The organism is Pseudomonas putida (genome assembly GCF_002906855.1).
In the GTDB taxonomy this organism is placed as follows: domain Bacteria; phylum Pseudomonadota; class Gammaproteobacteria; order Pseudomonadales; family Pseudomonadaceae; genus Aquipseudomonas; species Aquipseudomonas putida_N.
In genome coordinates this window covers 611,590-637,319 of sequence record NZ_MINI01000028.1, presented here as the reverse complement: position 1 = coordinate 637,319, position 25,730 = coordinate 611,590, and the positions used below count along the sequence as shown (strand labels likewise).

The window sequence follows — 25,730 nt, the reverse complement described above, 5'->3', positions numbered from 1 at the left end:
TGGCCCCTCTTGTTGTTATTGGTCGGGTAGTCAAAGGCGGAACGTGGCACGCACCGAGATGAACGACGAATCCTCGCCGCCCGCCCCCTTGATGGCCGCGCCGACGTCGTAGTATTTGAGGTCGAGATCCAGGGTGAGGTTGGGCGTGGCCAGCCAGCGGGTATTGGCGCGGTAGATGGTGCCCACGGTCCGGCCAGTGCCGCGGGTGTTGGCCAGCAGGCTCATGCCGGGCATGTATACGCCGTCTTCCTCGCGCTGCTTCCAGACTCCGAAAACACCGGGTTCGAAGCGCACCGTGCGCCAGGGCGAAAACCCGAACGTAGGCCCGACCACGATGATGTTGCTCAGGGTGGTCAAGCTGGCCTCACCGTAGACGCCGTTGCGCGGGTACAGCGGGTCGAAGGTGCCGACCTTGCCATCGCCCGGGTCGCTGTCGCCGCTGGCGGCATCGATGCGCATGCCCAGGCGTGGCTGCCAGGGATGGGCGAAGGTGTAGCCGCTGTCGCTCGAAACCGCCCAGGCGCGGATAGAAGCATTGCCCAGGTGGCCGGTCTGCCCGGCCAGGTTCCAGCTCCAGTCCAGTGCCTGCTGGCGACCGAACAGACGCGTGCCGAAGGTGTAGCGCTGCTCGTCACCGGTTTCGCCAGCCAGGCTGCGGTCGTCGGTTTCCAGGCCGAAGGCGAACAGGTCCGCGTTCCAGGCAGACGACAGCGGCAAGGTGCCGTAGAGGCCATAGAACTTGACGCTGTTGTTGCTACCGTCGTCCCAGCTGTCCTCGCCGGTTTTCAGCGGGCGCACCGCAAAGGCATCGAGCTTGCGCCCGTCCTTGAGATTGAGACCGGCGCGCACGCCATCGAAACTCAAGCGGATGTTCGGTACATCGCGGTAAGTGACGAACACCTGGTCGCCAAAGGCCATCTCCTGACGACCTACACGGGTGGTAAAGCGCCCGCCGGCAAAGTCGTGATTCAAATCGACGAACGCCTGGCGCACTTCATTGCGGCCTTCATCGTTGGGCGAGTACAGGTCCTTGCCGAAGGCGCGGGTGTTTTCCACCTGGACAAAGGTGCGCATGGCATCGTCGAACAGGTGCAGGTCGGCGTGGGCCTGTAGCCGTTGCAGCAGGTAGGAATCGTCTTTCACCCCGCGCAGGCCGAAGAAAGGCTTGTCCAGCGCATCGGCCCGGTAGCGGGCCTCGGCACCGAGTTGCAGCCAGGCCGACTCGGACAGCCGGTGGTAGCGCAAGCCATCGAAAGGGTCGGTGGCTTTGCCAGGGTCGTCGAGAAAGCGATAGTCCTCGATCCAGCGAGGGGCGCCGGGCCGCCCTGGCCGGCTCTCCTCAAGCGGGTTGGCCGCATGCACGGACTGGCAGAGCGAAAGCAGTACAAGGGGCACCCACGCCCCATTCAACGGCCTGATCATCAGAATTTCCCTTCGCTTGTTCTTATAGTTGTTCTTGAAACTGGATAACTCTATTAACGATTATTTTTGTTAACTATTAAGCCGTCAATAGGGATAACCGCAACGGCAAGCGGCGACCACCATCAAGCGTTCGCTGATCGCACACTTCTGCACCCGGCGACTGCGGAAGGCTACATTCGGCCGCTAGAATTTCCATGGCGCGGCCTCTAGCGTGCGGTCGTGCAAAAAACTCATTCATAAAAACAACAAGAGCACTTCCATGAATCCTCTGCGTACCCTCACCGCCCTCGGCGTGCTCATGCTCAGTGCCAGCCAGGCCCTGGCTGCACCAACCGTTAAACAACCAAACATTCTGCTGCTGGTCGCCGACGACCTCGGCTTCTCCGACCTGTCCGCCCTGGGCAGTGAGATTCAGACGCCGAACCTCGACAGACTGCTGGCTGACGGGCGCCTGATGCTCGACTTCCACGCAGCGCCCAGCTGCTCGCCAACCCGCGCCATGCTGATGTCCGGTAACGACCCGCACCTGGCCGGGCTGGGCATGATGTCGGAAGCGCGTAAGCGCCTGCCGCCCGGTGCCGAGGTACGTGCCGGCTACGAAGGCGTGCTCGCTGGCAACGTTGCCACCCTGGCCGAGCTGCTGCACGACGCCGGTTACCGCACCTACATCTCCGGCAAATGGCACCTGGGCATGCAGCCGGCGCAGCAGCCACAGAACCGCGGCTTCGATCAGGCCTACGTGCTGCTCGAAGGCGGCGCCGCTCACTTCAAGCAGGCCAACATGGACCTGCAATCGAACTACAGCGCGAGCTTCCGGCACAATGGCGAGCCCATCGAACTGCCCGACGATTTCTACTCCACCACCTGGTTCACTGACCGCCTGATCGATGTCATCGACCAGGGCAAGGCCAGCCACAAACCGTTCTTCGCGTTCGCCGCCTACACGGCGCCGCACTGGCCGCTGCAGGCGCCGGACCGTTACCTGGCGCAATACCGTGGCCGCTACGACCAGGGTTACGAGGCCATCGCCCACGAACGCCTGGAGCGCCAGCGCAAGGCCGGCCTGGTACCGGCCGACTTCCCCCTGGAGGCACAACTGGAAGGCGTGCCGAGCTGGGCGTCGCTGAGCGAGGAGCAACAGCGCCAGTCGGCACGCACCATGGAGGTGTACGCCGCCATGGTCACGGCCCTGGATGCCCAGGTCGGGCGCCTGGTGGAGCATCTGCGCAGCACCGGCGAGCTGGACAACACGCTGATCCTGTTCATGTCCGACAATGGGCCGGAGAACGCCACCCGCGTCGACCCCGACTGGATCAAGACGAACTTCGACAACCGCCTGGACAACTACGGCCGCCGCAACTCGTTCCTGATGATCGGTTCGGCCTGGGCCCAGGTCAGCGCCCTGCCCAGCCGTCGCTACAAGATGACCACCTACCAGGGCGGCATCCGCGTACCGGCCTTCGTCTACTACCCCGCTACCATCAAGGCCGGCCGCAGCGAAGAGCTGGCCAGCGTGCGCGACATCATGCCGACGCTGCTGCAACTGGCCGGTGCGCCACTGCCCGGCATCAAGTACCGCGACCGCGATATCGTGCCGCCGCAAGGCACCTCGGCGCTGGATTACCTGCAAGGCAAGGACAGCCAGATCCACGCCAGTGACGAAGCCCTGGGCTGGGAAATCAACGGCAGCGCCTCGCTGCGCAAGGGGCCGATGAAACTGCTGTGGGATGCCACTGATGGCAAACCAGGCTGGCACCTGTACGACTTGCGCAAAGACCCCGGCGAGCACCGCGACATCGCCCCCGAACATTCCGCGCAGGTGGCGCAGATGCTGCGCGACTGGAAAGCCTATGCCCAGCGCAGCAACATCGCGATCGATGCCGATGGCCGCCCGGCCAGTCCGGCAAGGCCAGCCTTGGCCAAGCAGCCATGATCGCCCGAGTAGCCGGCGGCGCAGCGCTCGCCGCCGGCCTGCTCGTCACCCTCTACGGCGCCTGGCCACAAGCCCCGGCGCCAGTGCTGCTGTGCGCGGGCTACAGCGGCCTGCCCGCGCAGCGCCAGGGCCCGTGGCGGGATGGCATGGTGCACGTGCCTGGCGGCGAGTTCAGCTTTGGCTCGAGCCGGTTCTACGACGAGGAAGGTCCGCCCCACTCCGCCAAGGTGTCGGGCTTCTGGATCGACGTGCATCCGGTCACCAACGCCCAGTTCGCCCGCTTCGTGACAGCCACCGGGTACCTCACCCATGCCGAGCGCGGCATCAGTCTTGACGACGATCCCTCCCTGCCCGAAGACCTGCGTGTGCCCGGTGCGATGGTGTTCCAGCAGGGGCCAGATGTGCTCAGCCCCGGCTGGCAGTTCATGCCGGGTGCCAGCTGGCAGCATCCGCAAGGGCCGGCGAGCAACCTGGACGGGCTGGATAACCATCCGGTGGTGCAGGTCGCCCTGGAAGATGCCCAGGCCTACGCCCGCTGGGCCGGCCGCGCACTGCCCAGCGAGGCGCAGCTCGAGTACGCCATGCGCGCCGGTTTGGCGGATGCGGACTTCAGTTGGGGCGCCAGCGAGCTGCCCAAAGGCAAGCTTATGGCCAATACCTGGCAGGGCCCGTTCCCCTACCACAACGCGGCGGCCGACGGCTTTACCGGGACCTCGCCGGTAGGCTGCTTCCCGGCCAATGGCTTCGGCCTGTTCGATGCTGGCGGCAATGTCTGGGAGCTGACCCGCAGCGGCTACCAGCCGGGCCACGACGCCCACCGTGACGCCGCACTCGACCCGCCGGGCCCGGCACTGGCTGACAGTTACGATCCCGCCGATCCGGGCGTGCCGGTGGCAGTGATCAAGGGTGGCTCGCACCTGTGCTCGGCGGACCGCTGCATGCGCTACCGGCCCTCGGCACGTCAGCCGCAGCCGGTATTCATGGCAACTTCACACGTCGGCTTCAGAACGATTCGGCAATGAAGGGCAACGGTGCAGCGGCCGCGTCGACGGCTGCCACCTGCTGATCGAAGTCGGGTAGCAGGTAGTCGAAGAAGAAGTCGGTGCTTTCCTGTTTCTCCCGACGCTGTGGCGCCCCCACCGGCAGCGCCTTGAGGCAGCGAGCGGTACGGGCCCAGGCGAACGCCTGCAAGGCCGTGGCGCAGAGTTGCAGGAAGTCGCCAGCGGCGCGATACGGATATTCGGGATCGTCCGACGCCCTCAATCGCACCCTGGCCACTACCGCTTCCAACGTGTCGCAGACTCTGCACAGTGCAATCCCGGGTCTGCCAGCCGACAGCAGTGCCTCGGCACGCAACTCAGCCAGCAGCAACGCAATGCCTTCACCGCCATCACCCAACACCTTGCGCAACAACAAGTCGTTGGCCTGAATCTCGTTGGTGCCTTCGTAGATCATCGCAACACGGCTGTCGCGCACAGTCTGCTCGATGGCGAATTCCTGGGTGTAGCCATAGCCGCCGAACACCTGCAGCGCCTTGCTGGCCAGGCTGAAACCTTGCTCGGTGAAGGCCGCCTTGATAATGGGTGTCAACAGCGCCGCCAGTGTCGCGGCCTTGGCCCGTTGCTCAGGCTCGGCAGCGGCCACGGCGATATCCAGCCAGTGCGCCGCCCAATAGCCCAAGGCACGCATGCACTCGCTACGCACCCGCAATTCCAGCAGGACCCGGCGCATGGCCGGATGCAGATGGATCGGGTCGGCCCCCTGGGCACCCTTGGCCCGCCCCGGCGCGTTCATCTGACGTCGCTCCAGGGCATAGTCGCGGGCCTGCTGCCAGGCAGCCTCGGCATGCCCCAGCCCTTGCAGCCCGACATGCAGCCGAGCCGAGTTCATCATCACGAACATCGCCGCCAGGCCACCGTGGGCCTGCCCGACCAGCCAACCCCGGGCACCTTCGAAGCGCAGTGCGCAAGTGGCGCTGCCACGAATGCCTAGCTTGTGCTCCAGGCCGTCGCAGTGCACGCCATTGCGCCGACCATCCTCGTGCCATTTCGGCACCAGCAGCAGTGACAACCCACGGCTGCCGGCCGGCGCATCCGGAAGCCGCGCCAGCACCAGGTGGAGGATGTCGCGGGTCAGGTCGTGCTCGCCGCCAGAGATGAACAGCTTGTTCCCGGTCACCGCGTAACTGCCATCGCCCAGTGGCTCGGCACGACTGCGCAGCAAGCTGAGGTCGCTGCCGGCTTGAGGTTCGGTCAGGCACATGGTGGGCAGGGTCTGGCCGCTGACGATGCCCGGCAGATAGCGTGCCTGCAACGTGAGGGACCCGTGGGTTTTCAGGCACAGGTAGGCGCCATGGGCGATACCGGTGTACATGGCCCAGCCGTGGTTGCTGCCGAAGAGCATTTCCTGCAGGGCCGCCTCCAGCACCAGGGGCAGCCCCTGGCCGCCGAGCCCAGGGTCGCACGCCAGGGCCGGCCAGCCCCCTTCGACGAAAGCGCGGTAGGCCGCCGGGAAACCCTCCGGCGTGTACACCTCCCCATGCTCTACCCGACAGCCCTGGCGGTCACCAGACGCATTCAGTGGCGCCAGCACCTGTTCGCTGAAACGGGCCGCTTCCTCCAGCACCTGAACGGCCAGGTCGAGGTCAACGTCGGCATAAGCGGATAGCTGCGGCCAGGCCTGATCGACCTGCAGCCAGTGTTGCAGGACGAATTGCATGTCACGCAGCGGCGCTTTCCAGGCCATGGTTTACCTCGGCATCAGTCAGAGAAATGAGGGTTTTCGATCAGCAGCGCCATGCCCTGGCCACCGCCGATGCAGGCCGCTGCGATGCCATAGCGCAGGTTGCCATGGCGCAGCTGCCGGGCCAGGGTGTGCACCAGGCGCAGGCCGGTGGCGGCCAGGGGGTGGCCTAGGGCAATGGAACTGCCGTGGACGTTGAGCTTGTCCACATCGAGCTCCAGCGCCTGGGCGACTGCCAGCAGCTGGGCGGCTTGTGCCTCGTTGATCTCGAAGCGGTCGATCTGCTCCAGATGCAGGCCGCTGCGTTCGAGCAGCAGCGCGATGGCTGGCACAGGCCCGATGCCCATGGTTCTCGGCGGCACGCCAACGGCCGTGGCCATCAGCAACCGTGCCAGCGGTGGCTGGGTGCTGTCCGAGAAGCGCGTGACCACCGCTGCCGCCGCGCCATCGGCCACGGCACAGCTGTTACCGGCGGTTTGTACGCCACCGTCATGCACCGCACGCAAGCGAGCCAGCGAAGCCGCATCGGTAGGCCGTGGGTGGCTGTCACGGCTGACCTCGGCCACCCCTCGCGGCAAGGCGATGGCGCGTGGCAGGCAGCCTTCTGCGCTGAACGTCTGCGCCGTGACAGAGACGATCTCTTCGTCGAACCAGCCTTGCGCCTGAGCGTGCAAGGCGCGCTGGTGGCTGCGCAGTGCCCAGGCATCCACCGCTTCCCGGCCCAGGCCATACTCGCAGGCCAGGAGCTCGGCAGTGCCGATCATGTCCACCCCGGCAGCCGGGTCGTACAACGCCTCCCACAGAAAGTCCTTGAACCCGACCGGCGCGCCCAAGCGGAAGCCGCCCCGGTGTTCGTAGGCGGCGATCGGGTTGCGCGACATCGACTCGGCGCCTACGCACAGCACGTACTGCGCGCCACTTCGCAACTGCTCACCGGCCTGGCGCAGCAACTCCAGCCCGGTGCCGCAGATGCGCTGCACCGCCAGCGCCGGAACGCCTTGCGCTACGCCGCAGTACAGGCCGATGTGGCGCGGCAGCATGTAGGCATCGAAACTGGCCTGGGCCATGCTGCCGGCGAGCACGCTGTCCACCGCCCCCGGTGCGATGCCGGCCCGCGCCAGCACCGCCCGCCCGGCCAGGATACCCAGGTCGATGGGCGAAACCCCGGCCAACGCACCGCCCAGGTCGACCCAGGGCGTGCGCACCATCTCGACGATGGCAGCATCCTCGAATGCCGTGCACAGCCCGGCGTGGCTCATGGCAGCACCTGGGCGCGCAGCGCGCCCGGGTCTTCGCCGCGGTACAGCGCCTCGACCTGCGCAGCACGCCGTTGCAGTACCGCGCGCTGGTTGATCGAGCCCTTGTCGGTGATCTCGCCAGCATCGATCGACGGCGGCTCGGTGAGCAGCGAGATCCATTCGACGCGGCTGGCGTTGCCCTGGGCATCGCGGTTCAAGCGCTCCAGCCAGCCGCCGAACCAGTGGCGCACGGCATCGTTGGCCAAGACCTCGGCATCACTGGCGTGCGCTGGCAACCCGGCCAGCTGGCGGCACTCGGGCACACGCGCAAACACCAACAGGCCCAGGCAATCCCGGTCAGGCGCGGTCACCACAATATCCTGCACATAGGGCGACCCTTCCAGTACCGCACGGTTGCGCAACGGGCCGACACTGACGAACACCCCCGAAGACAGCTTGAAGTCCTCGGCGATGCGGCCATCGAACATCAGGCCATGTTCGGGCTGCTCGGGAACGGCCAGTTTCAGGGCATCACCTGAGCAGTAGAAGCCCTCTTCGTCAAACGCCTCTGCCGTCTGCTGCGGCGAACGCCAGTAGCCAGGCATGATGTGCGGGCCACGGAAGCGCGCCTCTAGTTTGCCGGCGTGCGGCACCAGCTTCACTTCGCAGCCCGGCGCCGGTAGCCCGACGTAGCCGGCCATCGACAATGGCCCGGTGGTGAAGGTGCACGACGGTGCGGCTTCGGTCATGCCCAGGCCGGCCATCATGCGGATGCGCTCGCCACAATGCTGCTCGGCAATCCGGTCGAGGCGGTCCCAGACACTCTGCGACAGGCCCGCAGCGGCGAAGAAAAACAGCTTGATGCGGGCGAAGAACACCTCGCGCAGCGTGGCGTCCTGTTCCAGTGCCTTGACCAGCTCTTCCCAGCCCTTGGGCACGGTGAGGTAAGCCGTGGGGGAAATCTCGCGCAGGTTGCGCAGGGTCTCGGCGAAGCCTTGCGGGGTCGGCTTGCCGGTGTCCAGATAAAAGCTGCCGCCGTTGTACAGCACGATGCCGAGGTTGTGGCTGCCACCAAAGGTGTGATTCCACGGCAGCCAGTCCACCAGCACCGGTGGCTCCTCAGCGAACGCCGGGAAAGTCTGCAACAGCATCTGCTGGTTGGCGCACAGCATGCGCTGGGTGGTGATCACCGCCTTGGGCAGCTTGGTCGAGCCCGAGGTGAAGAGGAACTTGGCGATAGTGTCCGGCCCGGTGGCGGCGAACGCCGCGTCGGCCGCAGCCAGATCGCCAGGTTGCAGCAGGCTGTCGAAGCCCAGGTGGCGACGGCCCGCAGCCCTGCCGCGCACGCTGATCACAGCGACCGAGTCGTCAAGCACCGCGTCGAAGGCGCGCTGGAACGGCTGGGCGTCGCTGGTAAAGACCAGCCCCGGGGTCAGTACCTCGCACACATGGCGCAGCTTGGCGAAGTCCTGCGAAAGCAGCGCGTAGGCCGGGGACACCGGGCAATAGGGAATGCCGGCATACATGGCGCCCAGGGCGATCTGCAGGTGCTCGATATCATTGCCGGAAAACAGTGCCAACGGCCGCTCGGCGCTGAGGCCAAAGCCCAGAAGGTGGCTGGCGATGGTACGCACATCGGCAAGCATCTGCGCGTAGCTGATCGCACGCCAGGCACCGTCCGCCTGCCGCGCCGCAATGAAAGTGGTGTCGGGGCGCGCGCTGGCCCAGTGCAGCAGCCGGTCGAGCAGGCGTGCCGGCAGCGGTGCCAAAGGCTCGACAGGCTGCATACGCAGCACGCCATCGACGTGGCTGACCTGCACCTGGGGATGCCCGATGGCCACCTGCCGGTAGCGCGGACGTTGGCCAGGGTCGATCGACCGTGAGCGGGCTTCGGTATTCACGCAGGTTGCTCCTTGTTCTTGTTGTACATCCTGCCGCCGCCTGACGCTTCAGGCGGCGGTCTTGTTGCGCGTTGGCTGGGGTTGCAAAGAGGGTTTCAAAAGCTAGATCGGATAATGCCGCGGGCCCTGCTGCAAGGTGACCCACCGCAGCTGGGTGAACTGGTCGATGGCGGTGCGGCTGCCGAAGCTGCCGTAGCCGCTGGACTTGACCCCACCGAACGGCATCTGCGCTTCGTCGTGCACGGTCGGGCCGTTGATATGGCAGATACCCGACTCAACCCGTTGTGCCAGAGCCAGGGCGCGGCTGGTGTCACGGCTGAAGATCGCCGACGCCAAACCGAACTCCGAGTCATTGGCCAGCGCCAGCAGGGCCTCGTCGCCCTCGGCGCGCAGCACCACCGCCACCGGCCCGAAGGACTCCTCGCGGTACAGGCGCATGCTGGCATCGACGTTATCGAGCAAGGTCGGTTGCAGGATGCTGCCGTCCAGCTGGCCTCCGCACACCAGGCGCGCGCCCTTGCCCACGGCGTCGTCGATCAGCGCCTTGATGCGCTCGCCGGCCTCGGCACTGACCAGCGAACCGAGCACCGAGGTGCTGGCTTGCGGATCACCCGCGCGCAGCCCGGCGACCTTCACCGCCAGCTTGTCGACGAAGGCGTCGGCAATGCGGCTGTCCACAACCAGGCGTTCAGTGGACATGCAGATCTGCCCCTGGTTGAAGTAGGCGCCAAAGGCCGCAGCTTCGACCGTGGCGTCCAGGTCGGCATCATCGAGAACCAGCAGCGGCGCCTTGCCACCCAGCTCAAGCAGGGCAGGCTTGAGATGGCGAGCGGCCAACTCGCCGACGATGCGCCCGACATGGGTAGAGCCGGTGAAATTGACGCGGCGCACTGCAGGGTTGGCGATCAGGCGCTCGACGATGGCCGGGGCATCCTCCGGGGCATTGCTGATGACGTTGACCACCCCTTCGCCAAGGCCGGCGTCATGCAGTATCTGGCCGATCAACCGGTGCACCGCCGGGCTCAGTTCCGAAGCCTTGAGTACCACGGTATTGCCACAGGCCAGCGGCATGGCGATGGCGCGGGTGGCGAGGATCACCGGGGCGTTCCACGGCGCGATGCCCAGCACCACGCCACAGGGCGCACGCAGGGCCATGGCGAAACTGCCGGGTACATCCGAGGGGATCACCTCGCCGGTGATCTGCGTGGTCATGGCGGCGGCTTCACGCAACATGTTGGCGGCCAGCTTCACGTTGAAGCCGTACCAGTTGGCCATGGCCCCGGTTTCACCGGCGGCGGCAATGAACTCGGCAGCCCGCGCCTGCAGCAGGTCGGCCCCGGCGAGCAGGCGGCTGCGGCGCTCACCGGGGGCCAGCGCCGCCCAGGCCGGGAATGCCGCGTGCGCCGCAGCTACCGCCGCATCGGCATCGGCCAGCGTGGCGGCGGCGACTTGCGACATCACCTCGCCCGTCACCGGATTGCGGCGTTCGAAGGTTCGTCCATCACTGGCAGGACGTGACTGCCCACCAATCAGCAAAGGCACCTGCAACATGCTCATTCCTCTTGTTGTCGTTATAGAGAAATACCCACGGGCAGTGGCGGATGAGGCCAGTGCCCGCCGCTGGATTCAGCGCTTGTAGGCTTGCAGACCGGGCTTGATGCTCTTGTCGTCGAGGAACTGCTTCATGCCCTGCTCGCGCCCACCCGTGGTGTCCAGCAGGCGCGACTGGTCGAGCTTGGCGTAGAGGTAGTCTTCGTTCTGCTCCCAGGTCAGCTCGCGGCAACGCTTGAAGCCGTTTTTCGCGGCGCGCAGTACCACCGGGTTCTTTTCCAACAGGTTCAGCGCCAGCTCACGGGTGGTTTCACGCAGTTCGGCCAGTGGCACGCTGTCGTTGACCAGGCCCATTTCGGCAGCCTTGCGGCCGTCGAAGGTCTTGCCGGTCATGATGTAGTACAGCGACTGACGATGGCCAACGGTATCTGCCATGGCCTTGCTGACCAGGTTGCCTGGTGGGATACCCCAATTGATTTCCGACAGGCCAAAGGTGGCCTCGTTGGCGCAAATGGCCAGGTCGCACGCCACCAGCGGGCTGAAGCCGCCGCCGAAGCACCAGCCGTTGACCATGGCGATGGTCGGTTTGGCGTACAGGCGCAGCAGCTTCCATTGCCATTGCGAGGCTTCGCGGCGGATTTTCTCCTGGAGGATTTCCGGGCCGGCGTCCACCTCGCGGAAGTATTCCTTCAGGTCCATGCCTGCCGTCCAGGATTCGCCAGCTCCCGTCAGCACCAGCACACCGGCGTCGGTGTCCTGTTCGAGGGTTTCCAGCACGTCGACCATCTCCCGGTTCAGGGTCGGGCTCATGGCGTTGCGCTTTTCCGGCCGGTTGAGGGTGACCCAGGCGATGCCCGACTCCAGTTCGACCTTGACGGTGGTCCAGCGGCCTTCGTATTTGCTCATGGTTCTGCACTCTTGTTGTTCGAGGTGATGGGCTTACGCTAATCGAGCAAAATAGTTATGTCAATTAATCATTATGAAAGTTATCTTTCTGTTCGTTGGTATCGAGCAGCTTTTTTACTGGCGCGCCCCTAGCCTGATCGTGCGGGGGCAGGCAAACTGGGTAACTTTCTTATCAATAACCGAGGAACATGCCCCTGATGGCCAGGTCTGCCCGAACTGCCGACACCGCCCCCCTGCTCCCCGCTGCCGGGGAAGTGGTACTTGAGGACTTGATCGGTTACGCGTTGCGCCGTGCGCAACTGAAGCTGTTTCAGAACCTGATTGGTCGGCTCTCGGCCTACGACCTGCGCCCAGCGCAGTTCTCGGCATTGGCGATCATCGAGCAGAACCCGGGGCTGATGCAGGCCGACCTGGCGCGGGCGCTGGCAATCGAGCCGCCGCAGGTGGTGCCCATGCTGAACAAGCTGGAAGAGCGGGCGCTGGCGGTGCGGGTGCGCTGCAAGCCGGACAAGCGTTCGTACGGCATCTACCTGAGCAAGGCGGGGGAAGCGCTGCTCAAGGAACTGAAGCAGATCGCCAGCGACAGCGACCGCGACGCCACGTCAGCGCTGGATGATGAGGAACGGGGGCAGTTGCTACGGTTGCTGACCAAGATCTATCAGGAGTAAGCCAATCACAGCGCAAGCACCAACTCGGGGCAAAACCTGCAGCGCGATGCAGGACGCGCCCTTTTGATGCACGCCGGGCGGCAGCCCCGGTGTCAGCCAGTCACCACTGCGCCCCACGCCGCCCTTTGATTGCGCAACAAAACCCCATCTTTTCAATGCCTTAGCGCTCACTCACGCTCACTCGAACGCTGCGCCGTACTTTCGGCACCTTCATTGCAATGGCCTTTTGCGCGCAAAACGCACTGCCAGCAACGGTAGCAAGGAGTGGCTATGTCCCGGGCTTTTTTCAATGAAATGTACGAAGCGAACGGCAGTTGCCGCCCGCATTACCAGGAGTTTGCCCGCTGGTTGGCCAACACCCCGCTGGAGCTGCTGGAACAACGCCGGCGCGAAGCCGACCTGCTGTTTCATCGCGCCGGCATCACCTTCACCCTGTACGGCGACAAGCAGGATACCGAGCGCCTGATCCCGTTCGACATCATCCCGCGCAGCATCCGCGCCAGCGAATGGCGCATGGTCGAGCGCGGTTGTATCCAGCGGGTGCAGGCGTTGAACCTGTTCCTTCAGGACATCTACCACGACCAGCGCATCCTCAAGGCCGGCATCATCCCGCCGGAGCAGGTGCTGGCCAACGAAGGCTACCAGATTGCCATGCAGGGCCTGAACCTGCACCGTGGGCTGTATGCCCATATCGCCGGCGTCGATCTGGTGCGCGATGGTGATGGCAGCTACTTCGTGCTGGAAGACAACCTGCGCACCCCCAGTGGGGTCAGTTACATGCTCGAAGACCGCAAAATGATGATGCGGCTGTTCCCCGAACTGTTCGCCGCCCAGCGTATCGCCCCCATCGACCACTACCCCAACCTGCTGCTGGACACGCTCAAGAGCGCCAGCCCGCTGGACAACCCCACCGCCGTGCTGCTCACCCCGGGCCGCTTCAACAGCGCCTACTTCGAGCATGCCTTCCTGGCGCGGGAAATGGGCATCGAACTGGTCGAGGGTGCCGACCTGTTCATCCGTGACGAGCATGTCTACATGCGCACCACCGCCGGCCCGCAACAGGTGGACGTGATCTACCGCCGCCTGGACGACGACTACCTCGACCCGCTGACGTTCAACCCGGACTCGATGCTGGGCGTGCCGGGGCTGACCTCGGTGTACCGCGCCGGCAACGTGGTACTGGCCAACGCGGTGGGCACCGGCGTGGCCGACGACAAGTCGATCTACCCCTACGTCGACGACATGATCCGCTTCTACCTGAGCGAAGAGCCGATCCTCAACAACGTTCCCACCTGGCAATGCCGCCGGCCTGCGGACCTGTCCCATGTCCTGGCCCACCTGCCCGAGCTGGTGGTCAAGGAAACCCAAGGCTCCGGAGGCTACGGCATGTTGGTCGGCCCGGCGTCGACCAGTGCCCAGATCGAGGACTTCCGCGCCCGCATCAAGGCCCGCCCGCACGCCTACATCGCCCAACCCACGCTGTGCCTGTCCACCTGCCCGACCTTCGTCGACAGCGGCATCGCCCCGCGCCACATCGACCTGCGCCCGTTCGTGCTGTCGGGCAGTGAAACCCGCCTGGTGCCCGGTGGCCTGACCCGCGTGGCGCTGCAGGAGGGTTCGCTGGTGGTCAACTCGTCGCAGGGCGGCGGTACCAAGGACACCTGGGTGGTGGAGGACTGAACCATGCTTTCGAGAACCGCTTCCGACCTGTACTGGATGTCCCGTTACCTGGAGCGCGCAGAGAACCTCGCGCGCATGCTCGAAGTCAGTTATTCGTTGTCACTGATGCCCCAGGCCGGGCGCGGCGACGGCCATGCCGAGCTGGCCATGTCGCTGCTGGCCGCCGGCATGCTGGACGACTTCCGCCGCCGGCACAGCGAGCTCGACAGCGAGCGCATGCTGCACTTCTTCGCCCTCGACGCGACCAACCCCAGCAGCATCTATTGCTGCTTGCAGGCGGCCAGGACCAATGCCCATGCAGTGCGTGGCCGCATCACCGCCGATATGTGGGAAAACATCAACGCGGCCTGGCTGGAGATGCGCAACATCGCCAGCAACGGCCTGGGGCGCTATGGCATCAGTCAGTTCTGCGACTGGGTCAAGGAGCGCTCGCACCTGTTCCGCGGGGCGACTTCGGGCACCATCATGCGTAACGACGCCTACAGCTTCATTCGCCTGGGGACCTTCCTGGAGCGGGCGGACAACACCCTGCGCCTGCTCGATGCGCGCTACGAAATGTTTGGCGAGGCCTCTGAAGAGGTCAGCGACGACTCTGCCCGCGGCTATTACCAGTGGAGCGCCCTGCTGCGTGCACTGACCTCGTACGAGGCCTTCAACGAGCTCTATCGCGCCGCGCCCAGCGCCCGGCCGGTGTCCGAGCTGCTGTTGCTGCGGGTGGACGTGCCGCGCTCGCTGCATGCCTGCATCGAGGAACTTGACCAGATCCTCGCCAGCCTGCCGGGCAGCACCGGGCGCGCCGCCCAGCGCATGGCCGCCGAACTCAATGCGCGCCTGCGCTACACCGCGATCGACGAAATCCTCGAAGCGGGCCTGCACCCGTGGCTGACCGACTTCATCGGGCGCATCAACCAATTGGGCCAGGCGGTCCATCACTCCTACCTGGAGGTCGTATGAAACTGTCCATTCGCCACGACACCACCTACAGCTACGCCAGCGACGTCTGCAACAGCATCCAGTTCCTGCGCCTGACGCCCCGCAGCAGCGAGCGCCAGCGCATCGATGAATGGCAGCTGGACCTGCCCTGCAAGGTAAAAGGCCAGATCGACCCCTATGGCAACATCCTGCACGTACTGACCCTGGACAAACCCCATGGTCACCTGGTGCTGACCGCCAGCGGCCAGGTGGAGATCGACCCGGACCGCGAGCTGGAGCGCGAAAGCCAGTCACCCCTGCCCTTCCTGCGTGGCAGCCACCTGACCCAGGCCGACGACACCCTCAGGGCCTTCGCCCGCCAGCACTGCGGCGAACACCGCGAGCGGGCGGCGCTGATCGGGTTGATGCACGGCCTGGCCGAGCACATGCCGTACTGCCCGGGCGCCACCTCCGTCGGCACCACCGCCATCGAGGCGTTCAGCGGCGCTGCCGGCGTCTGCCAGGACCACACGCACGCCTTCCTCGCCTGCGCACGCAGCCTGGGTATCCCGGCGCGCTACGTCTCCGGTTACCTGTGTACCGAGGACGAGCAGCACCTGGCCAGCCACGCCTGGGCCGAAGCCTGGGTCGATGACGCCTGGTACAGCTTCGACATCACCAACCGCCTGACCCGGCCGGAGCGTCACCTGAAGCTTGCAGTGGGCCTGGACTACCTCGACGCCTGCCCGGTCAGGGGCGTGCGCCGGGGTGGCGGCGCCGAATCGATGCAGGCCAGCGTCCATGTGCACCGCCAGTGACTGGCGCTGCACCCGCTTCTAGAAAAACAAGGGAAAACGCATGACCTACTGTGTCGCCATGCACCTGGCGGACGGCCTCGTCTTCATCAGCGACTCACGCACCAATGCCGGCATCGACCAGATCTCGACCTTTGGCAAATTGTTCGTGTTCAGCGTACCGGGCGAGCGCCTGATCGTGCTGCAGACCGCCGGCAACCTGGCCACCTCGCAGTCGGTGGTGAACCTGCTCAGGCAACGTACCCAGGGCAGCGGCCCGCACCTGCTGAACGTGGCCACGCTCTACGACGCCACAGTGCTGGTCGCCGACACCCTGCGCGAGGTAGTCAGCCGCGACCGCAGCAAGCTGACCGCCGGCATCGACCTGAGCAGTTCGTTCATCGTTGGCGGCCAGATTGCCGGCGCGCCGATGGCCATCTACAACGTCTACGCGCAGGGCAACTTCTTCCAGGCCACCGCAGACACGCCGTTCCTGCAACTGGGCGAAAGCAAGTACGGCCGGCCGATTCTCGACCGCAACCTGAGCTTTCACACCCCCCTTGACGAAGCGTTACGCTGCGGCCTGATCTCGTTCGACTCGACCATACGCAGCAACCTGTCGGTGGGCCTGCCGCTGGACCTGCTGGTGTACCGCAAGGACAGCCTGGAAACCCACTCGCGCCAACGCATCACCAGCGACGACGCCTATTACCAGCAGATTCGCCGGCAGTGGAGCGATGGCCTGAAACGGCTCCTGGCCGAACTGCCAGCGCCACCGTATGGCTGAAGGCCGCGCACATGTGCGCGATAAAATTGTACAAAAATATTCTTCTGTATAGATTTTTCCAGACACCTGCACTATATCTTGTACAGTGATTTCATTCTGTACAGGTATTGTGCATGTCCAACTACCTGAAACATTTCTCCGAACGCTTTGCCGCGCTGGGTTCAGACAACCTGCAGATGCTTGGCGACTTGTACAGCGAGGATGTCACCTTTCGCGACCCGCTCCATCACATCAGTGGGCTCACGGCCTTGCGGGCCTATTTCGCCCAGCTGTATGGCAACGTTACCGAGGTCCGTTACACCTTCGAGGGCCTGGACGAGCCACAGCCGGGCCACGGCTACATCCGCTGGACCTTGCACTATCGCCACCCACGCCTGGCTGGCGGCCAGCCGATCAGCCTGCAGGGCTGCAGCCATTTGCGCTGGCGCGCACGGGTGCACTTTCACCAGGACTACTTCGACGCCGGCGCCTTGCTGTATGAGCATGTGCCGGTTTTGGGCGGCGCGGTGCGCTGGCTCAAGGGCAGGCTGGCATGAGCCGCTGCTGGCTGACCGGTGCCAGCAGCGGCATCGGCGCGGTCCTGGCGCAGCGCTTGCTGGAGCAAGGCCACCAGGTAGCGTTAGGGGCGCGTCGGGCAGAAAGCCTGGCAAACTTCGCCGCACACTTTCCGGGCCAGGTCCTGTTGGCTGTCGGCGATGTCGACCAGCCTGAGCAGGTTGCCTTGATCGCCACGCAGATCGAGCAAGCCTGGGGCTCGCTGGACCTGGTAATCCTGAATGCCGGCACCTGCGAATACCTGGAGCCCGGACAGTTCGACCCGGCGCTGGTCGAGCGGGTGATCCGCACCAACCTGATCGGCACCAGCCACTGCCTGGCCGCGGCCTTGCCCTTGCTGCGCCGCAGCCAGCACCCGCACCTGGTGGTGATGGGCAGCTCGGTCAGCTGGTTTGCCCTGCCGCGGGCCGGTGCCTATGGCGCGTCAAAGGCCGCGCTGCGCTATCTGGTCGAATCCCTGCGCCTGGACCTGGCCCACGAGAACATTGATGTCACCCTGGTCAACCCCGGCTTCGTCGATACCCCCCTGACCCGCCGCAACGACTTCCCCATGCCCCAGCTGTGGAGCGCCGAGCGCGCCGCCGCGCACATTCTCGCACGACTGCCCCGTCGCCCACTGGAGATCACCTTCCCCGCCAGCTTCACCCTGTTGCTGCGCCTGCTCGGCGCGCTGCCGGCACGCTGGCGCCTGAAGCTGGGCCAGCGCCTGGCGCGCCAACCTGAGGGCTGAACCATGCGCATCGCCATCATCGGCAGCGGCATCGCCGGCCTCACCTGCGCCCACCTGCTGTCACGCCAGCACGATGTCACGGTATTCGAAGCGGCAGACCGGGTTGGCGGGCACACCCATACTGTCGATGTGCACTGGCGCGGCCAGCACTTCGCCGTCGACACCGGTTTCATCGTCTTCAACGACTGGACCTATCCGCATTTCATCCGCCTGCTGGAACACCTGGGCGTGGCCTCGCGGGTCACCGAGATGAGCTTTTCGGTGCACGATCCACAAACCGGTTTCGAGTATAACGGGCACAACCTGCGCAGCCTGTTTGCCCAGCGCCGCAACCTGTTGTCGCCAGGCTTCTGGGGCATGCTGCGCGATGTGTTGCGTTTCAACCGCCAGTCACTGGCCGACCTCGACCAGCAACGCATCGATGGCGCGACCACCCTGGGCGATTACTTGCATGACAATCGTTACGGTCAGCGCTTCATCGAGCATTACATCGTGCCCATGGGCTCGGCGATCTGGTCGATGTCACGGGCCGACATGCTGCATTTTCCGTTGCAGTTCTTCGTGCGTTTCTGCCGCAACCACGGCCTGCTGTCGGTCAACCAGCGCCCGCAATGGCGGGTGATCGAGGGCGGTTCACACAGCTACCTGGCACCGCTGTGCCGGCCCTTTGCCGAACGCATCCGCCTGAACTGCCCGGTGCAACGGGTGAACCGCGACGATGAAGGCGTGACCGTGACCTGGGCAGTCGGTAGCGAACGTTTCGACAAGGTGGTCTTCGCCTGCCACAGCGACCAGGCCCTGGCGCTGCTGGGCAGCCCCAGCGAGCAGGAGCAGGCGATCCTCGGCGCCATTCGCTATGCCAGCAACGACGTGGTGCTGCACACCGATACCCGCCTGCTGCCGCGCCGGCGCAGGGCCTGGGCCAGCTGGAACTACCGCCTGGGTGGCAGCGAACAGGCCCCCGCTGCACTTACCTACGACATGAACATCCTGCAGGGCATCGAGGCCCCGGTCACCTTCTGCGTCAGCCTCAACCAGACGGCGTTGGTGGACCCGGCACAGATACTCGCCCGCTTCGACTACGCGCATCCCCAGTACAGCCTCGCCGCCGTGGCCGCCCAGGCCCGTCAGGGCGAACTGCAGGGCCCACTGCACAGCTATTACTGCGGTGCCTACTGGGCCAATGGTTTTCACGAAGACGGCGTGCTCAGTGCACTGATCGTCGCCAGGCACTTTGGAGAGCAGCTGTGAACAGTAGCCTGTGCCACGGCTGGCTCAGCCACCGGCGCCTGACGCCCAGGCCCCATGCATTTCGCTACCGCATCGGCCTGTTCTACCTGGACCTCGACGAACTGCCGCACCTGCTCAGCCTCTCCCGCTGGCTCGGCCGCTCGCGCCTGGCGCCGTTGTGCTGGCGCGAAACCGACTACCTGCCCGCGTTGACCCGCCAAGGCATGCCCCTGATCGAGGCCGCGCGCCTGCTGGTTGGCCAGGCCACCGGGCAGGTGCCCGAAGGCCCCGTGCATCTGCTGACGCAACCGCGCTGCTGGGGGCTGTCGTTCAACCCGGTGAGCATTTACTTCTGCCACGACCGCCAAGGGCAAGTCGCGGCCGTGCTGCTGGAGGTGCGCAACACCCCCTGGCGCGAGCGCTTCCACTACGTGTTGCCGGTACAGGGCGACCTGACCCAGCCATTTGCCGCGGCCAAGGCCTTCCACGTTTCGCCGTTCATGCCAATGGACATGGACTACCGGCTGCGCTTCGCCGTCGATGCACAACGCGTACGCGTGCACATGGAAAACTGGCGCGCCGGGCACCCGGTGTTCGCAGCAGACCTTGCCGTGCAACGCCAGCCGCTCCAACGCGCCAGCCTGCATCGGCACTTGCTGGCCTTTCCCTGGATGAGCCTGCGTACCGTCAGCGGCATCTACTGGCAAGCCCTGCGCCTGCTACTCAAACGCACCCCCGTGCACAACCACACCACCAGCCAGCACGACCTGGCGCTTGGTCAAGCCATCCGCGAGGAACCCGACCATGTCCGAACCGACCTTGAGCGTTAGCAAATCCGCTGGTATCACGCCGCTGCTCGGCAGCCTGGCCCGTCGTGCGGTGCTGGCGCAACTGCGCCAGCTGAGTCGTGGCCATCTGCGCCTGATCAGCCAGGGCCGGCAATGGACCTTCGGCGACGTCGCCAGCCCGCTCTACGCGGAAGTGGAAATTGTTGACGAGGCCGCCTGGGGCCTGGTGGCCCGCAATGGCTCGATCGGCGCGGGCGAAGGCTACATCCACGGCTACTGGCGCAGCCCGGACCTGGCCGCGGTGACCCGGCTGTTCGTCGCCAACCTCGACGTGCTGGACGCCATGGAAGGCGGCCTGGCCCGCCTGGCGCGCCCGGCCCTGCGCCTGCTGCACCACTTCAACCGCAACAGCCGGCGCGGTGCGCGGCGCAACATCCTGGCCCACTACGACCTTGGCAATGCGCTGTTCGAGCGGCTGCTCGATCCGACCATGATGTATTCCTCCGCACGGTTCGACAGCGCCGAACAGAGCCTGGAGCAGGCCCAGTCGAACAAGCTCCGGCAGATCTGCCAGCGGCTCGAGCTCAAGCCCGGCGAACACCTGCTGGAAATCGGCAGCGGCTGGGGCAGCCTGGCCATCCATGCGGCCCTGGAGCATGGCTGCCGGGTCACCACTACCACGCTCTCCGCCGCGCAGCACACCTACACCCTGCAGCGGGTCAAGGCGCTGGGCCTGGAACGGTTGGTCACCGTGCTGCACGAGGACTACCGCGACCTGCGCGGGCGCTTCGACAAGCTGGTGTCCATCGAGATGATCGAGGCCGTCGGCCACCGCTACCTGCCCACCTATTTCCGCCAGTGCGCCGCACTGCTCAAGGACGACGGCCTGATGCTGCTGCAAGCCATCACCATCCGCGACCAGCGCTACGCCCAGGCCCGGCGCTCGGTGGACTTCATCCAGCGCTACATCTTCCCCGGCGGCGCCCTGCCCTCGCTGAGCGTCCTGCTCGACACCGCCAGCCGCCAGACTGCGCTGAACCTGGTGCACCTCGAAGATTTCGGCCAGGACTATGCGCGCACCCTGCGCCATTGGCGTGACAACCTGCGCCATTCGCGCACGGAGCTGGCCAGGCTCGGTTACGACGACACCTTCCAGCGCCTGTGGGAGTTCTACCTTTGCTATTGCCAGGGCGGATTCGAGGAACGGACCATCGGCGTGGCCCAGATGCTGTGGGCCGGGCCCCAGGCGCGACGGGCGCCACTACCGGGTGCCTGAGAACATGGTTCGCCGTGGCTGGCTGCTCGGCAATGCGCTGTGGCTGCAGGCTGGCTGGTGGCTGTGTGTACTGGGGGCGCACAGGCCTTGGCTGTTGCTGATAGTAGTGTTCGGCCTGCTGCTGCACTTGTGGCTGAGCCCAGGCGGTGAACTGCGTGTGCTGCTGTGGGTAGCGGTGGCTGGCTGCCTGCTGGACAGCACACTGGGCATGCTCGGCGTATTCAGCTTCGGCCAGTGGCCGCTGCCTCTGTGGCTGGCACTGCTGTGGCTGGTGTTGGCCAGCGGCATGCGCCACAGCCTGGCAGGGCTCGGCCAGCCAGCATGGCTCGCGGTGCTGCTGGGCCTGCTCGGTGGCCCATTGGCCTATCTGGCTGGCGCCCGGCTGGCCGGTATCGACTTGCCACTGGGGCGCCTGGACACCGCGCTTATCCTGGCGCCCGTCTGGGCACTGGCGCTGCCGCTGACTTTGCGGTTCGCGGCGAGGGGATGATCAAAGGGTGCGCCGCACAAGCGGCGCTCGGTCTCACAGGCGCTGCATAACTGCCGGCGAACACCTGAGCGCTACCGGCCCAGTTAATCTGGCAGCGGGTACAGGCCCTGCAGCAAACGGTCCTGCGCCGACTGCGGCCCCAGGTAACGCGTGTACAGCTCCTCGCCGCGCTGCCCTGCAAGCACCTGACTCAAGGCGCTGTCCACCAGCAGCCGAAAATCCTCATCGCCCCGGGCCATCGCCAGCGCTACCTGGTGCATGTCGAACAGGCGGTCCGGCACCCACAGCTGCTCACGTTCGGCCTGCCCGGCCTGGTAGGCCAGCAGTACCATGCGGTCGCCGAGGAAGGCATCAACCTCGCGCGCCGCCACTCGGCGCACCCCTTCCTGATAAGTGGGCACCTCCTGCAAGGTGGATTGCAAACCAAGCTGGCGAATCCGTTGCCGGGCCCAATCGCTGCTCACCGTGCCTTGCAGCACGGCAAAGCTGTGTTTGCTCAAGCCCGCATTGATCGTCGCGCGCCAGCGAGGGCCGCTATCACCGGCACGGCCGTTGAGCGGCCCGAGCAAGGTCGCGGGTGCATCGCGCCTGACCATGGCGGCCAAGCCGGAGGTGAACACCGGGATGGAGAAGTCCAGGGTTTTGCGCCTGGCGAGGGTTTCCACCGCAGGCGTGCAGAACAGATCGACCTGCCCCTCGCTCAACGAGCGCGCAACCTCCTGCTCCGGCAGCGCCCGCCAGCGCACCTGCAGCCCGGCAAAACCGGGCGTCTGGCGCAGCCGTTCGGCAACTGCCCGGCATAATTCGACCGCGTAACCTTGCGGGGCCTGTTCATTGCCCGAAGAAAACGGCGCAAAACCGTCCATGTACCCCAGCGTCAGCACCTGGCTGTCACGTATCCGGCCCATGACATCCGCTGCGGCAACCGTGGCATAGGGTGTTGCCCAGCCAATCAGGCTGGCAAGGCACAGGCTGGCCAACTTCGCCTTGTTGCTCATGGCGCGCCTCCGATCATGTCCAGTCCCTTGATGAATCGCTTGGCAATGAAACCGAACAACAGGTAACCCAACGCCATGATCAGCGCCGCTCCAAACACGGCTTCCAACCCCGAGGCGTAAAGCGCATAGAAGCAATAGCACACGGCGACCAGCATGATGGCGCTGTTGCGGCGGAAAATGGCGATGTCCACCTGGGCCTTGTACATGATCACCAGCAAGCCGGTCAGCGAGGTGATGTAGGGAATGATGTTGGTGACCGCCGCCAGGTTGACCAGCCTGCCGAACTGGGCGCTGGCGTTGGGTGACAAGGTCGACAGGGCAATCAGACTCTGCATCACCGCACAGGTCAGCATCCCGGCCAAGGGCACGCCCCGGGCCGTGGTGCGGGTGAACAGTTTCGGGAACAGCCCCTGCCCGGCCGTGACCTTGGCGGTCTCTGCCAGGGTGAACTGCCAGCCCAGCAAAGAGCCGACGCAGGCGATCACCGCCAGGCCCATGATCACGTTGCCAACGGTGTCATCGAACATCCGTGCGTAAGCCAGGGCGAACGGTGCACTGGCGTTGGCCAGGTCGGGGTTGGGCACGATGCCCTGGATGACGCTGGTCGAAAGGATGTACACCACAGCCGCGCCCAGCGTGCCGAACAGGCAGGCCAGCGGCACATTGCGCTTGGGGTTCTCCACCGCGTCCGAGTTCTGCGCAGCCGACTCCATGCCCAGGAACGCCCACAAGGTCAGCGGAATGCTGCTGGTGATCGCCTGGCCGACCGGCACCTGCCCTGGGTTCCAGGCTTCATTGAAGGTTGCAGGGCTGAACCAGAACCAGCCGATCAGGCTCAGGCCTGCCACCGGCACGATCACGCCCCAGACACTGATTGCCCCCAGGCGCCCGGTGATGTCAGCGCCCCCCAGATTGGCCAGGGTCGCGAACCAGATCAGCGCCACCGCCCCGACCAGCAGCGGCAGCGCACCGCTGCCGAGCCAGGGGATGAAGGGCGTGAGGTAACCCACGGCAGAAATGCCGATGGCAACGTTGCCGATCATCAGTGACAGAAAATAAAGGTAGGAACAGAGGAAGAACGCGGATTTGCCGTGCGCCTCTTCACTGTAGGCCGACATGCCGCCTGAGCGCGTGCAGTAAATGCCGCACTGGGCGAAGCAATAGGCGATGGCCATCGAGCCCACAGCCGTGATCACCCAGGACAACAGCGAGACGGCGCCGATCTGCGCCATGCTTGCCGGCAGCATGATGATGCCGGAGCCCATCATGTTCACCGTGACCAACGTGGTGAGCCCGACCAGGCCCATTTTTTTTGCAGGATCGCGCACGATGATGACCTCCGCGCCAAGCGTCGATGCCAAAGAGGGGATTGCACTGCAAAAGCGTCGGCCAGCCAGGTACAGCACACCCGCAATACGGCCAGTACAGCTAGATTCTGCTAGATGATGATGGCTGGTGATTGGCAGTGCAGCCAGCTGTGAGGGTGAACAAATCCGTCGTTTGCTTCTTTCAAGGAGTGTCCCATGCGAGCCATGAAACAGTTGCGGCGTGACTTCATCGGTGAGTTCTGGCGCGGGCTGCGGGTGGTCTGGCCGATCGTGTCGGTGCTGCTGGTGTTCATGGCCCTGCTCGGGCTGGTCGTCGGCAAGCTCGAAGGCTGGCCAGTGGGCGATGGCCTGTACTTTTCCTTCGTGACAGGCTTGACCATTGGCTATGGGGACCTGGTGCCCAAGCTTGGCCTGGCACGCTGCCTGGCCATGCTGATCGGAATGGCAGGCATCGTCATGACCGGGCTGATCGTCGCGGTCGGCGTGCATGCCTTGCGCAAGGTACTGGAAGATCAAGGCATCCATTGATACACGGGGCGACGTCCGCTGCCGGATCAACTACAACAGTACATAGCACCCGGGCAGCCTGACAGGAAGCGAGCGAATGGCGTCGAAACACAGACCCCGCGTGGTCAGGCTGGCTCCGATGAGCCTGGCGCCGCTGCTGCTGGCCGCCCAGGGCGCCAACGCCGAGGATCTCGAGCCCAGGGCCTACGCCAATACCCCAGTCGGCATCAACTTCCTGCTGCTGGGCTACAGCGACCTGCGGGGCAACGTGACCGCCAACCCCTCGGTGCCGCTGAAAGATGCCAATCTCGACATCGAAACAGTGGTGTTTGCCTATGCCAGGTCACTGGATGTCTGGGGCCGTTCCGCCAAGTTCGATGTCGTCGTGCCCGAAGCCAGGTTGACCGGCTCTGCGTTGTTCGCCGGCGAACCCAGGGAGCGCAATGTGACCGGTCTGATCGACCCGAGATTGCGTTTTTCAGTCAACTGGTATGGAGCCCCGGCCCTGTCGCTGGCGGAGTTTCCCAGCTACCAGCAGGACGTGATCATCGGCACCAGCCTGGCGATCACCGCGCCGCTTGGCCAATACGACTCCAGCCGGCTGGTCAACCTCGGCAACAATCGCTGGTCGTTCAAGCCTGAAATCGGCATCTCCAAGCGCATCGGCGCAGTGACCCTGGAGTTGTCGGGCGCAGGCACCTTCTTCACCGACAACAACCAGTACCTCGGCAACCGCAGCTTTTCCCAGCGGCCGATCTACCAGACCCAGGTACACCTGATCTACGCCTTTCAAAATGGTGTCTGGACCTCGCTGGACGGCACCTATTTCGCTGGCGGCAACACCTCGGTCGACGGGGTGGGCAACCACGACTTCCAGGAAAACACCCGCTATGGCTGCACCCTCACCCTGCCGGTCAACCGCAACAACTCGGTGAAGCTGTTTGCCAGCAATGGTGCCCACACCCGCACCGGCAGCGAATTCGATGTGGCCGGCATGGTCTGGCAGTATCGCTTCGGCGGCGGGCTGTAAAGGCCTGCGCCATTTGACAGAGCCCTCCAGGCAAACTACTCAATAGGACAACCCGCAGCTCAAGTACGACCTCGGCAAGGCCATGGGCTTTGATGCCAAGCACCTGTATGTGGGCCTGGAGTATGACTACTGGTCGGACAAGTACGGCATCAGGGACTCGGAAGGCTTCACCACCGACCAGAACACCGCGAGTGCCCTGGTCAAGTATCACTTCTGAGGTTGCCATCTTCCTCGGGCGATTCGAGGGAAACAAAGCGTGAAACG

Annotated in this window: 23 protein-coding genes and 1 pseudogene; 16 read left to right on the top strand and 8 right to left on the bottom strand. The window is 65.1% G+C overall.

Annotated features, from left to right (window positions below):
* Positions 1–30: 30 nt before the first annotated feature.
* Positions 31–1,422, bottom strand: coding sequence for an alginate export family protein (locus BGP85_RS03270; protein ID WP_103447701.1), 1,392 nt, complete (start codon positions 1,420–1,422; stop codon positions 31–33).
* Between the two features lie 259 nt (positions 1,423–1,681).
* On the opposite strand from BGP85_RS03270, the gene BGP85_RS03265 reads away from it, so the two are divergent.
* A complete protein-coding gene (locus BGP85_RS03265) occupies positions 1,682–3,355 on the top strand; it encodes an arylsulfatase (protein WP_103447702.1) in 1,674 nt (557 codons plus the stop codon).
* Positions 3,352–4,377: a formylglycine-generating enzyme family protein gene (locus BGP85_RS03260; RefSeq protein WP_103447703.1), complete on the top strand. Its 1,026-nt coding sequence runs from the start codon at positions 3,352–3,354 to the stop codon at positions 4,375–4,377. The genes BGP85_RS03265 and BGP85_RS03260 overlap by 4 nt, the downstream gene beginning before the upstream one ends.
* On the opposite strand, the gene BGP85_RS03255 is transcribed toward BGP85_RS03260, so the two are convergent.
* The 5 genes from BGP85_RS03255 to BGP85_RS03235 form a co-directional block, all read right to left on the bottom strand.
* Positions 4,358–6,100, bottom strand: coding sequence for an acyl-CoA dehydrogenase family protein (locus BGP85_RS03255; protein ID WP_103447704.1), 1,743 nt, complete (start codon positions 6,098–6,100; stop codon positions 4,358–4,360). The genes BGP85_RS03260 and BGP85_RS03255 overlap by 20 nt on opposite strands.
* A gap of 14 nt (positions 6,101–6,114) precedes the next feature.
* Complete coding sequence (locus BGP85_RS03250) at positions 6,115–7,356, bottom strand: thiolase family protein (protein WP_103447705.1); 1,242 nt, start codon at positions 7,354–7,356, stop codon at positions 6,115–6,117.
* The gene (locus BGP85_RS03245; RefSeq protein WP_103447706.1) at positions 7,353–9,236 is read right to left on the bottom strand and encodes a feruloyl-CoA synthase; all 1,884 of its coding nucleotides are present in this window, start codon (positions 9,234–9,236) and stop codon (positions 7,353–7,355) included. The genes BGP85_RS03250 and BGP85_RS03245 overlap by 4 nt, the downstream gene beginning before the upstream one ends.
* Before the next feature lie 102 nt (positions 9,237–9,338).
* Complete coding sequence (locus BGP85_RS03240) at positions 9,339–10,787, bottom strand: aldehyde dehydrogenase (RefSeq protein ID WP_103447707.1); 1,449 nt, start codon at positions 10,785–10,787, stop codon at positions 9,339–9,341.
* Between the two features lie 75 nt (positions 10,788–10,862).
* On the bottom strand, positions 10,863–11,693 hold the full coding sequence (locus BGP85_RS03235) for a p-hydroxycinnamoyl CoA hydratase/lyase (RefSeq protein ID WP_103447708.1): 831 nt from the start codon (positions 11,691–11,693) through the stop codon (positions 10,863–10,865).
* A 197-nt stretch (positions 11,694–11,890) separates the two neighbouring features.
* Between BGP85_RS03235 and BGP85_RS03230 the strand changes: the two genes are divergently transcribed.
* The 11 genes from BGP85_RS03230 to BGP85_RS03180 all read left to right on the top strand — a co-directional run bounded on the left by BGP85_RS03230 (position 11,891) and on the right by BGP85_RS03180 (position 21,603).
* Positions 11,891–12,361 carry a MarR family winged helix-turn-helix transcriptional regulator gene (locus BGP85_RS03230; protein WP_103447709.1) on the top strand — a complete coding sequence of 157 codons (471 nt, stop codon included), beginning with the start codon at positions 11,891–11,893 and terminating at the stop codon, positions 12,359–12,361.
* Between the two features lie 270 nt (positions 12,362–12,631).
* Positions 12,632–14,041, top strand: a complete 1,410-nt coding sequence (locus BGP85_RS03225; RefSeq protein ID WP_103447710.1) for a circularly permuted type 2 ATP-grasp protein — start codon at positions 12,632–12,634, stop codon at positions 14,039–14,041.
* Between the two features lie 3 nt (positions 14,042–14,044).
* Positions 14,045–14,995: an alpha-E domain-containing protein gene (locus tag BGP85_RS03220; RefSeq protein ID WP_103447711.1), complete on the top strand. Its 951-nt coding sequence runs from the start codon at positions 14,045–14,047 to the stop codon at positions 14,993–14,995.
* Positions 14,992–15,771: a transglutaminase family protein gene (locus BGP85_RS03215; protein ID WP_103447712.1), complete on the top strand. Its 780-nt coding sequence runs from the start codon at positions 14,992–14,994 to the stop codon at positions 15,769–15,771. Before BGP85_RS03220 ends, BGP85_RS03215 begins: the two co-directional genes overlap by 4 nt.
* Before the next feature lie 40 nt (positions 15,772–15,811).
* The gene (locus tag BGP85_RS03210) at positions 15,812–16,534 is read left to right on the top strand and encodes a proteasome-type protease (RefSeq protein WP_103447713.1); all 723 of its coding nucleotides are present in this window, start codon (positions 15,812–15,814) and stop codon (positions 16,532–16,534) included.
* Positions 16,535–16,647: 113 nt separating this feature from the next.
* The gene (locus tag BGP85_RS03205; RefSeq protein WP_103447714.1) at positions 16,648–17,070 is read left to right on the top strand and encodes a nuclear transport factor 2 family protein; all 423 of its coding nucleotides are present in this window, start codon (positions 16,648–16,650) and stop codon (positions 17,068–17,070) included.
* Positions 17,067–17,819, top strand: a complete 753-nt coding sequence (locus BGP85_RS03200; RefSeq protein ID WP_103447715.1) for an SDR family NAD(P)-dependent oxidoreductase — start codon at positions 17,067–17,069, stop codon at positions 17,817–17,819. The genes BGP85_RS03205 and BGP85_RS03200 overlap by 4 nt, the downstream gene beginning before the upstream one ends.
* Before the next feature lie 3 nt (positions 17,820–17,822).
* The gene (locus BGP85_RS03195; protein WP_103447716.1) at positions 17,823–19,070 is read left to right on the top strand and encodes an NAD(P)/FAD-dependent oxidoreductase; all 1,248 of its coding nucleotides are present in this window, start codon (positions 17,823–17,825) and stop codon (positions 19,068–19,070) included.
* Positions 19,067–19,879, top strand: a complete 813-nt coding sequence (locus BGP85_RS03190; RefSeq protein ID WP_103448268.1) for a DUF1365 domain-containing protein — start codon at positions 19,067–19,069, stop codon at positions 19,877–19,879. Before BGP85_RS03195 ends, BGP85_RS03190 begins: the two co-directional genes overlap by 4 nt.
* On the top strand, positions 19,854–21,113 hold the full coding sequence (locus tag BGP85_RS03185) for an SAM-dependent methyltransferase (protein WP_103447717.1): 1,260 nt from the start codon (positions 19,854–19,856) through the stop codon (positions 21,111–21,113). Before BGP85_RS03190 ends, BGP85_RS03185 begins: the two co-directional genes overlap by 26 nt.
* Before the next feature lie 4 nt (positions 21,114–21,117).
* Positions 21,118–21,603, top strand: coding sequence for a DUF2878 family protein (locus BGP85_RS03180; RefSeq protein ID WP_103447718.1), 486 nt, complete (start codon positions 21,118–21,120; stop codon positions 21,601–21,603).
* A gap of 83 nt (positions 21,604–21,686) precedes the next feature.
* On the opposite strand, the gene BGP85_RS03175 is transcribed toward BGP85_RS03180, so the two are convergent.
* Both BGP85_RS03175 and potE read right to left on the bottom strand, forming a co-directional pair.
* On the bottom strand, positions 21,687–22,601 hold the full coding sequence (locus BGP85_RS03175; RefSeq protein ID WP_103447719.1) for a transporter substrate-binding domain-containing protein: 915 nt from the start codon (positions 22,599–22,601) through the stop codon (positions 21,687–21,689).
* The gene (gene potE / locus BGP85_RS03170) at positions 22,598–23,929 is read right to left on the bottom strand and encodes a putrescine-ornithine antiporter (RefSeq protein ID WP_103448269.1); all 1,332 of its coding nucleotides are present in this window, start codon (positions 23,927–23,929) and stop codon (positions 22,598–22,600) included. Before potE ends, BGP85_RS03175 begins: the two co-directional genes overlap by 4 nt.
* Before the next feature lie 195 nt (positions 23,930–24,124).
* On the opposite strand from potE, the gene BGP85_RS03165 reads away from it, so the two are divergent.
* The 3 genes and pseudogenes from BGP85_RS03165 to BGP85_RS29090 all read left to right on the top strand — a co-directional run.
* Entirely contained in the window at positions 24,125–24,457 is a 333-nt protein-coding gene (locus tag BGP85_RS03165) for a potassium channel family protein (RefSeq protein WP_181004502.1), read from the top strand.
* A 76-nt stretch (positions 24,458–24,533) separates the two neighbouring features.
* Positions 24,534–25,466, top strand: a complete 933-nt coding sequence (locus BGP85_RS03160; protein WP_103447720.1) for a transporter — start codon at positions 24,534–24,536, stop codon at positions 25,464–25,466.
* Between the two features lie 49 nt (positions 25,467–25,515).
* Positions 25,516–25,683: pseudogene (locus BGP85_RS29090) on the top strand (outer membrane protein OmpK); the annotation flags it as partial.
* Positions 25,684–25,730 lie beyond the last annotated feature (47 nt).

What these genes read in the sequence shown, in the direction of transcription:
- BGP85_RS03270 (WP_103447701.1), bottom strand. Translation starts at nt 1,422, where the DNA reads ATGATCAGGCCGTTGAATGGGGCGTGGGTGCCCCTTGTACTGCTTTCG.
- BGP85_RS03265 (WP_103447702.1), top strand. Translation starts at nt 1,682, where the DNA reads ATGAATCCTCTGCGTACCCTCACCGCCCTCGGCGTGCTCATGCTCAGT.
- BGP85_RS03260 (WP_103447703.1), top strand. Translation starts at nt 3,352, where the DNA reads ATGATCGCCCGAGTAGCCGGCGGCGCAGCGCTCGCCGCCGGCCTGCTC.
- BGP85_RS03255 (WP_103447704.1), bottom strand. Translation starts at nt 6,100, where the DNA reads ATGGCCTGGAAAGCGCCGCTGCGTGACATGCAATTCGTCCTGCAACAC.
- BGP85_RS03250 (WP_103447705.1), bottom strand. Translation starts at nt 7,356, where the DNA reads ATGAGCCACGCCGGGCTGTGCACGGCATTCGAGGATGCTGCCATCGTC.
- BGP85_RS03240 (WP_103447707.1), bottom strand. Translation starts at nt 10,787, where the DNA reads ATGTTGCAGGTGCCTTTGCTGATTGGTGGGCAGTCACGTCCTGCCAGT.
- BGP85_RS03235 (WP_103447708.1), bottom strand. Translation starts at nt 11,693, where the DNA reads ATGAGCAAATACGAAGGCCGCTGGACCACCGTCAAGGTCGAACTGGAG.
- BGP85_RS03230 (WP_103447709.1), top strand. Translation starts at nt 11,891, where the DNA reads ATGGCCAGGTCTGCCCGAACTGCCGACACCGCCCCCCTGCTCCCCGCT.
- BGP85_RS03225 (WP_103447710.1), top strand. Translation starts at nt 12,632, where the DNA reads ATGTCCCGGGCTTTTTTCAATGAAATGTACGAAGCGAACGGCAGTTGC.
- BGP85_RS03220 (WP_103447711.1), top strand. Translation starts at nt 14,045, where the DNA reads ATGCTTTCGAGAACCGCTTCCGACCTGTACTGGATGTCCCGTTACCTG.
- BGP85_RS03215 (WP_103447712.1), top strand. Translation starts at nt 14,992, where the DNA reads ATGAAACTGTCCATTCGCCACGACACCACCTACAGCTACGCCAGCGAC.
- BGP85_RS03210 (WP_103447713.1), top strand. Translation starts at nt 15,812, where the DNA reads ATGACCTACTGTGTCGCCATGCACCTGGCGGACGGCCTCGTCTTCATC.
- BGP85_RS03205 (WP_103447714.1), top strand. Translation starts at nt 16,648, where the DNA reads ATGTCCAACTACCTGAAACATTTCTCCGAACGCTTTGCCGCGCTGGGT.
- BGP85_RS03200 (WP_103447715.1), top strand. Translation starts at nt 17,067, where the DNA reads ATGAGCCGCTGCTGGCTGACCGGTGCCAGCAGCGGCATCGGCGCGGTC.
- BGP85_RS03195 (WP_103447716.1), top strand. Translation starts at nt 17,823, where the DNA reads ATGCGCATCGCCATCATCGGCAGCGGCATCGCCGGCCTCACCTGCGCC.
- BGP85_RS03185 (WP_103447717.1), top strand. Translation starts at nt 19,854, where the DNA reads ATGTCCGAACCGACCTTGAGCGTTAGCAAATCCGCTGGTATCACGCCG.
- BGP85_RS03180 (WP_103447718.1), top strand. Translation starts at nt 21,118, where the DNA reads ATGGTTCGCCGTGGCTGGCTGCTCGGCAATGCGCTGTGGCTGCAGGCT.
- BGP85_RS03175 (WP_103447719.1), bottom strand. Translation starts at nt 22,601, where the DNA reads ATGAGCAACAAGGCGAAGTTGGCCAGCCTGTGCCTTGCCAGCCTGATT.
- BGP85_RS03165 (WP_181004502.1), top strand. Translation starts at nt 24,125, where the DNA reads ATGCGAGCCATGAAACAGTTGCGGCGTGACTTCATCGGTGAGTTCTGG.
- BGP85_RS03160 (WP_103447720.1), top strand. Translation starts at nt 24,534, where the DNA reads ATGGCGTCGAAACACAGACCCCGCGTGGTCAGGCTGGCTCCGATGAGC.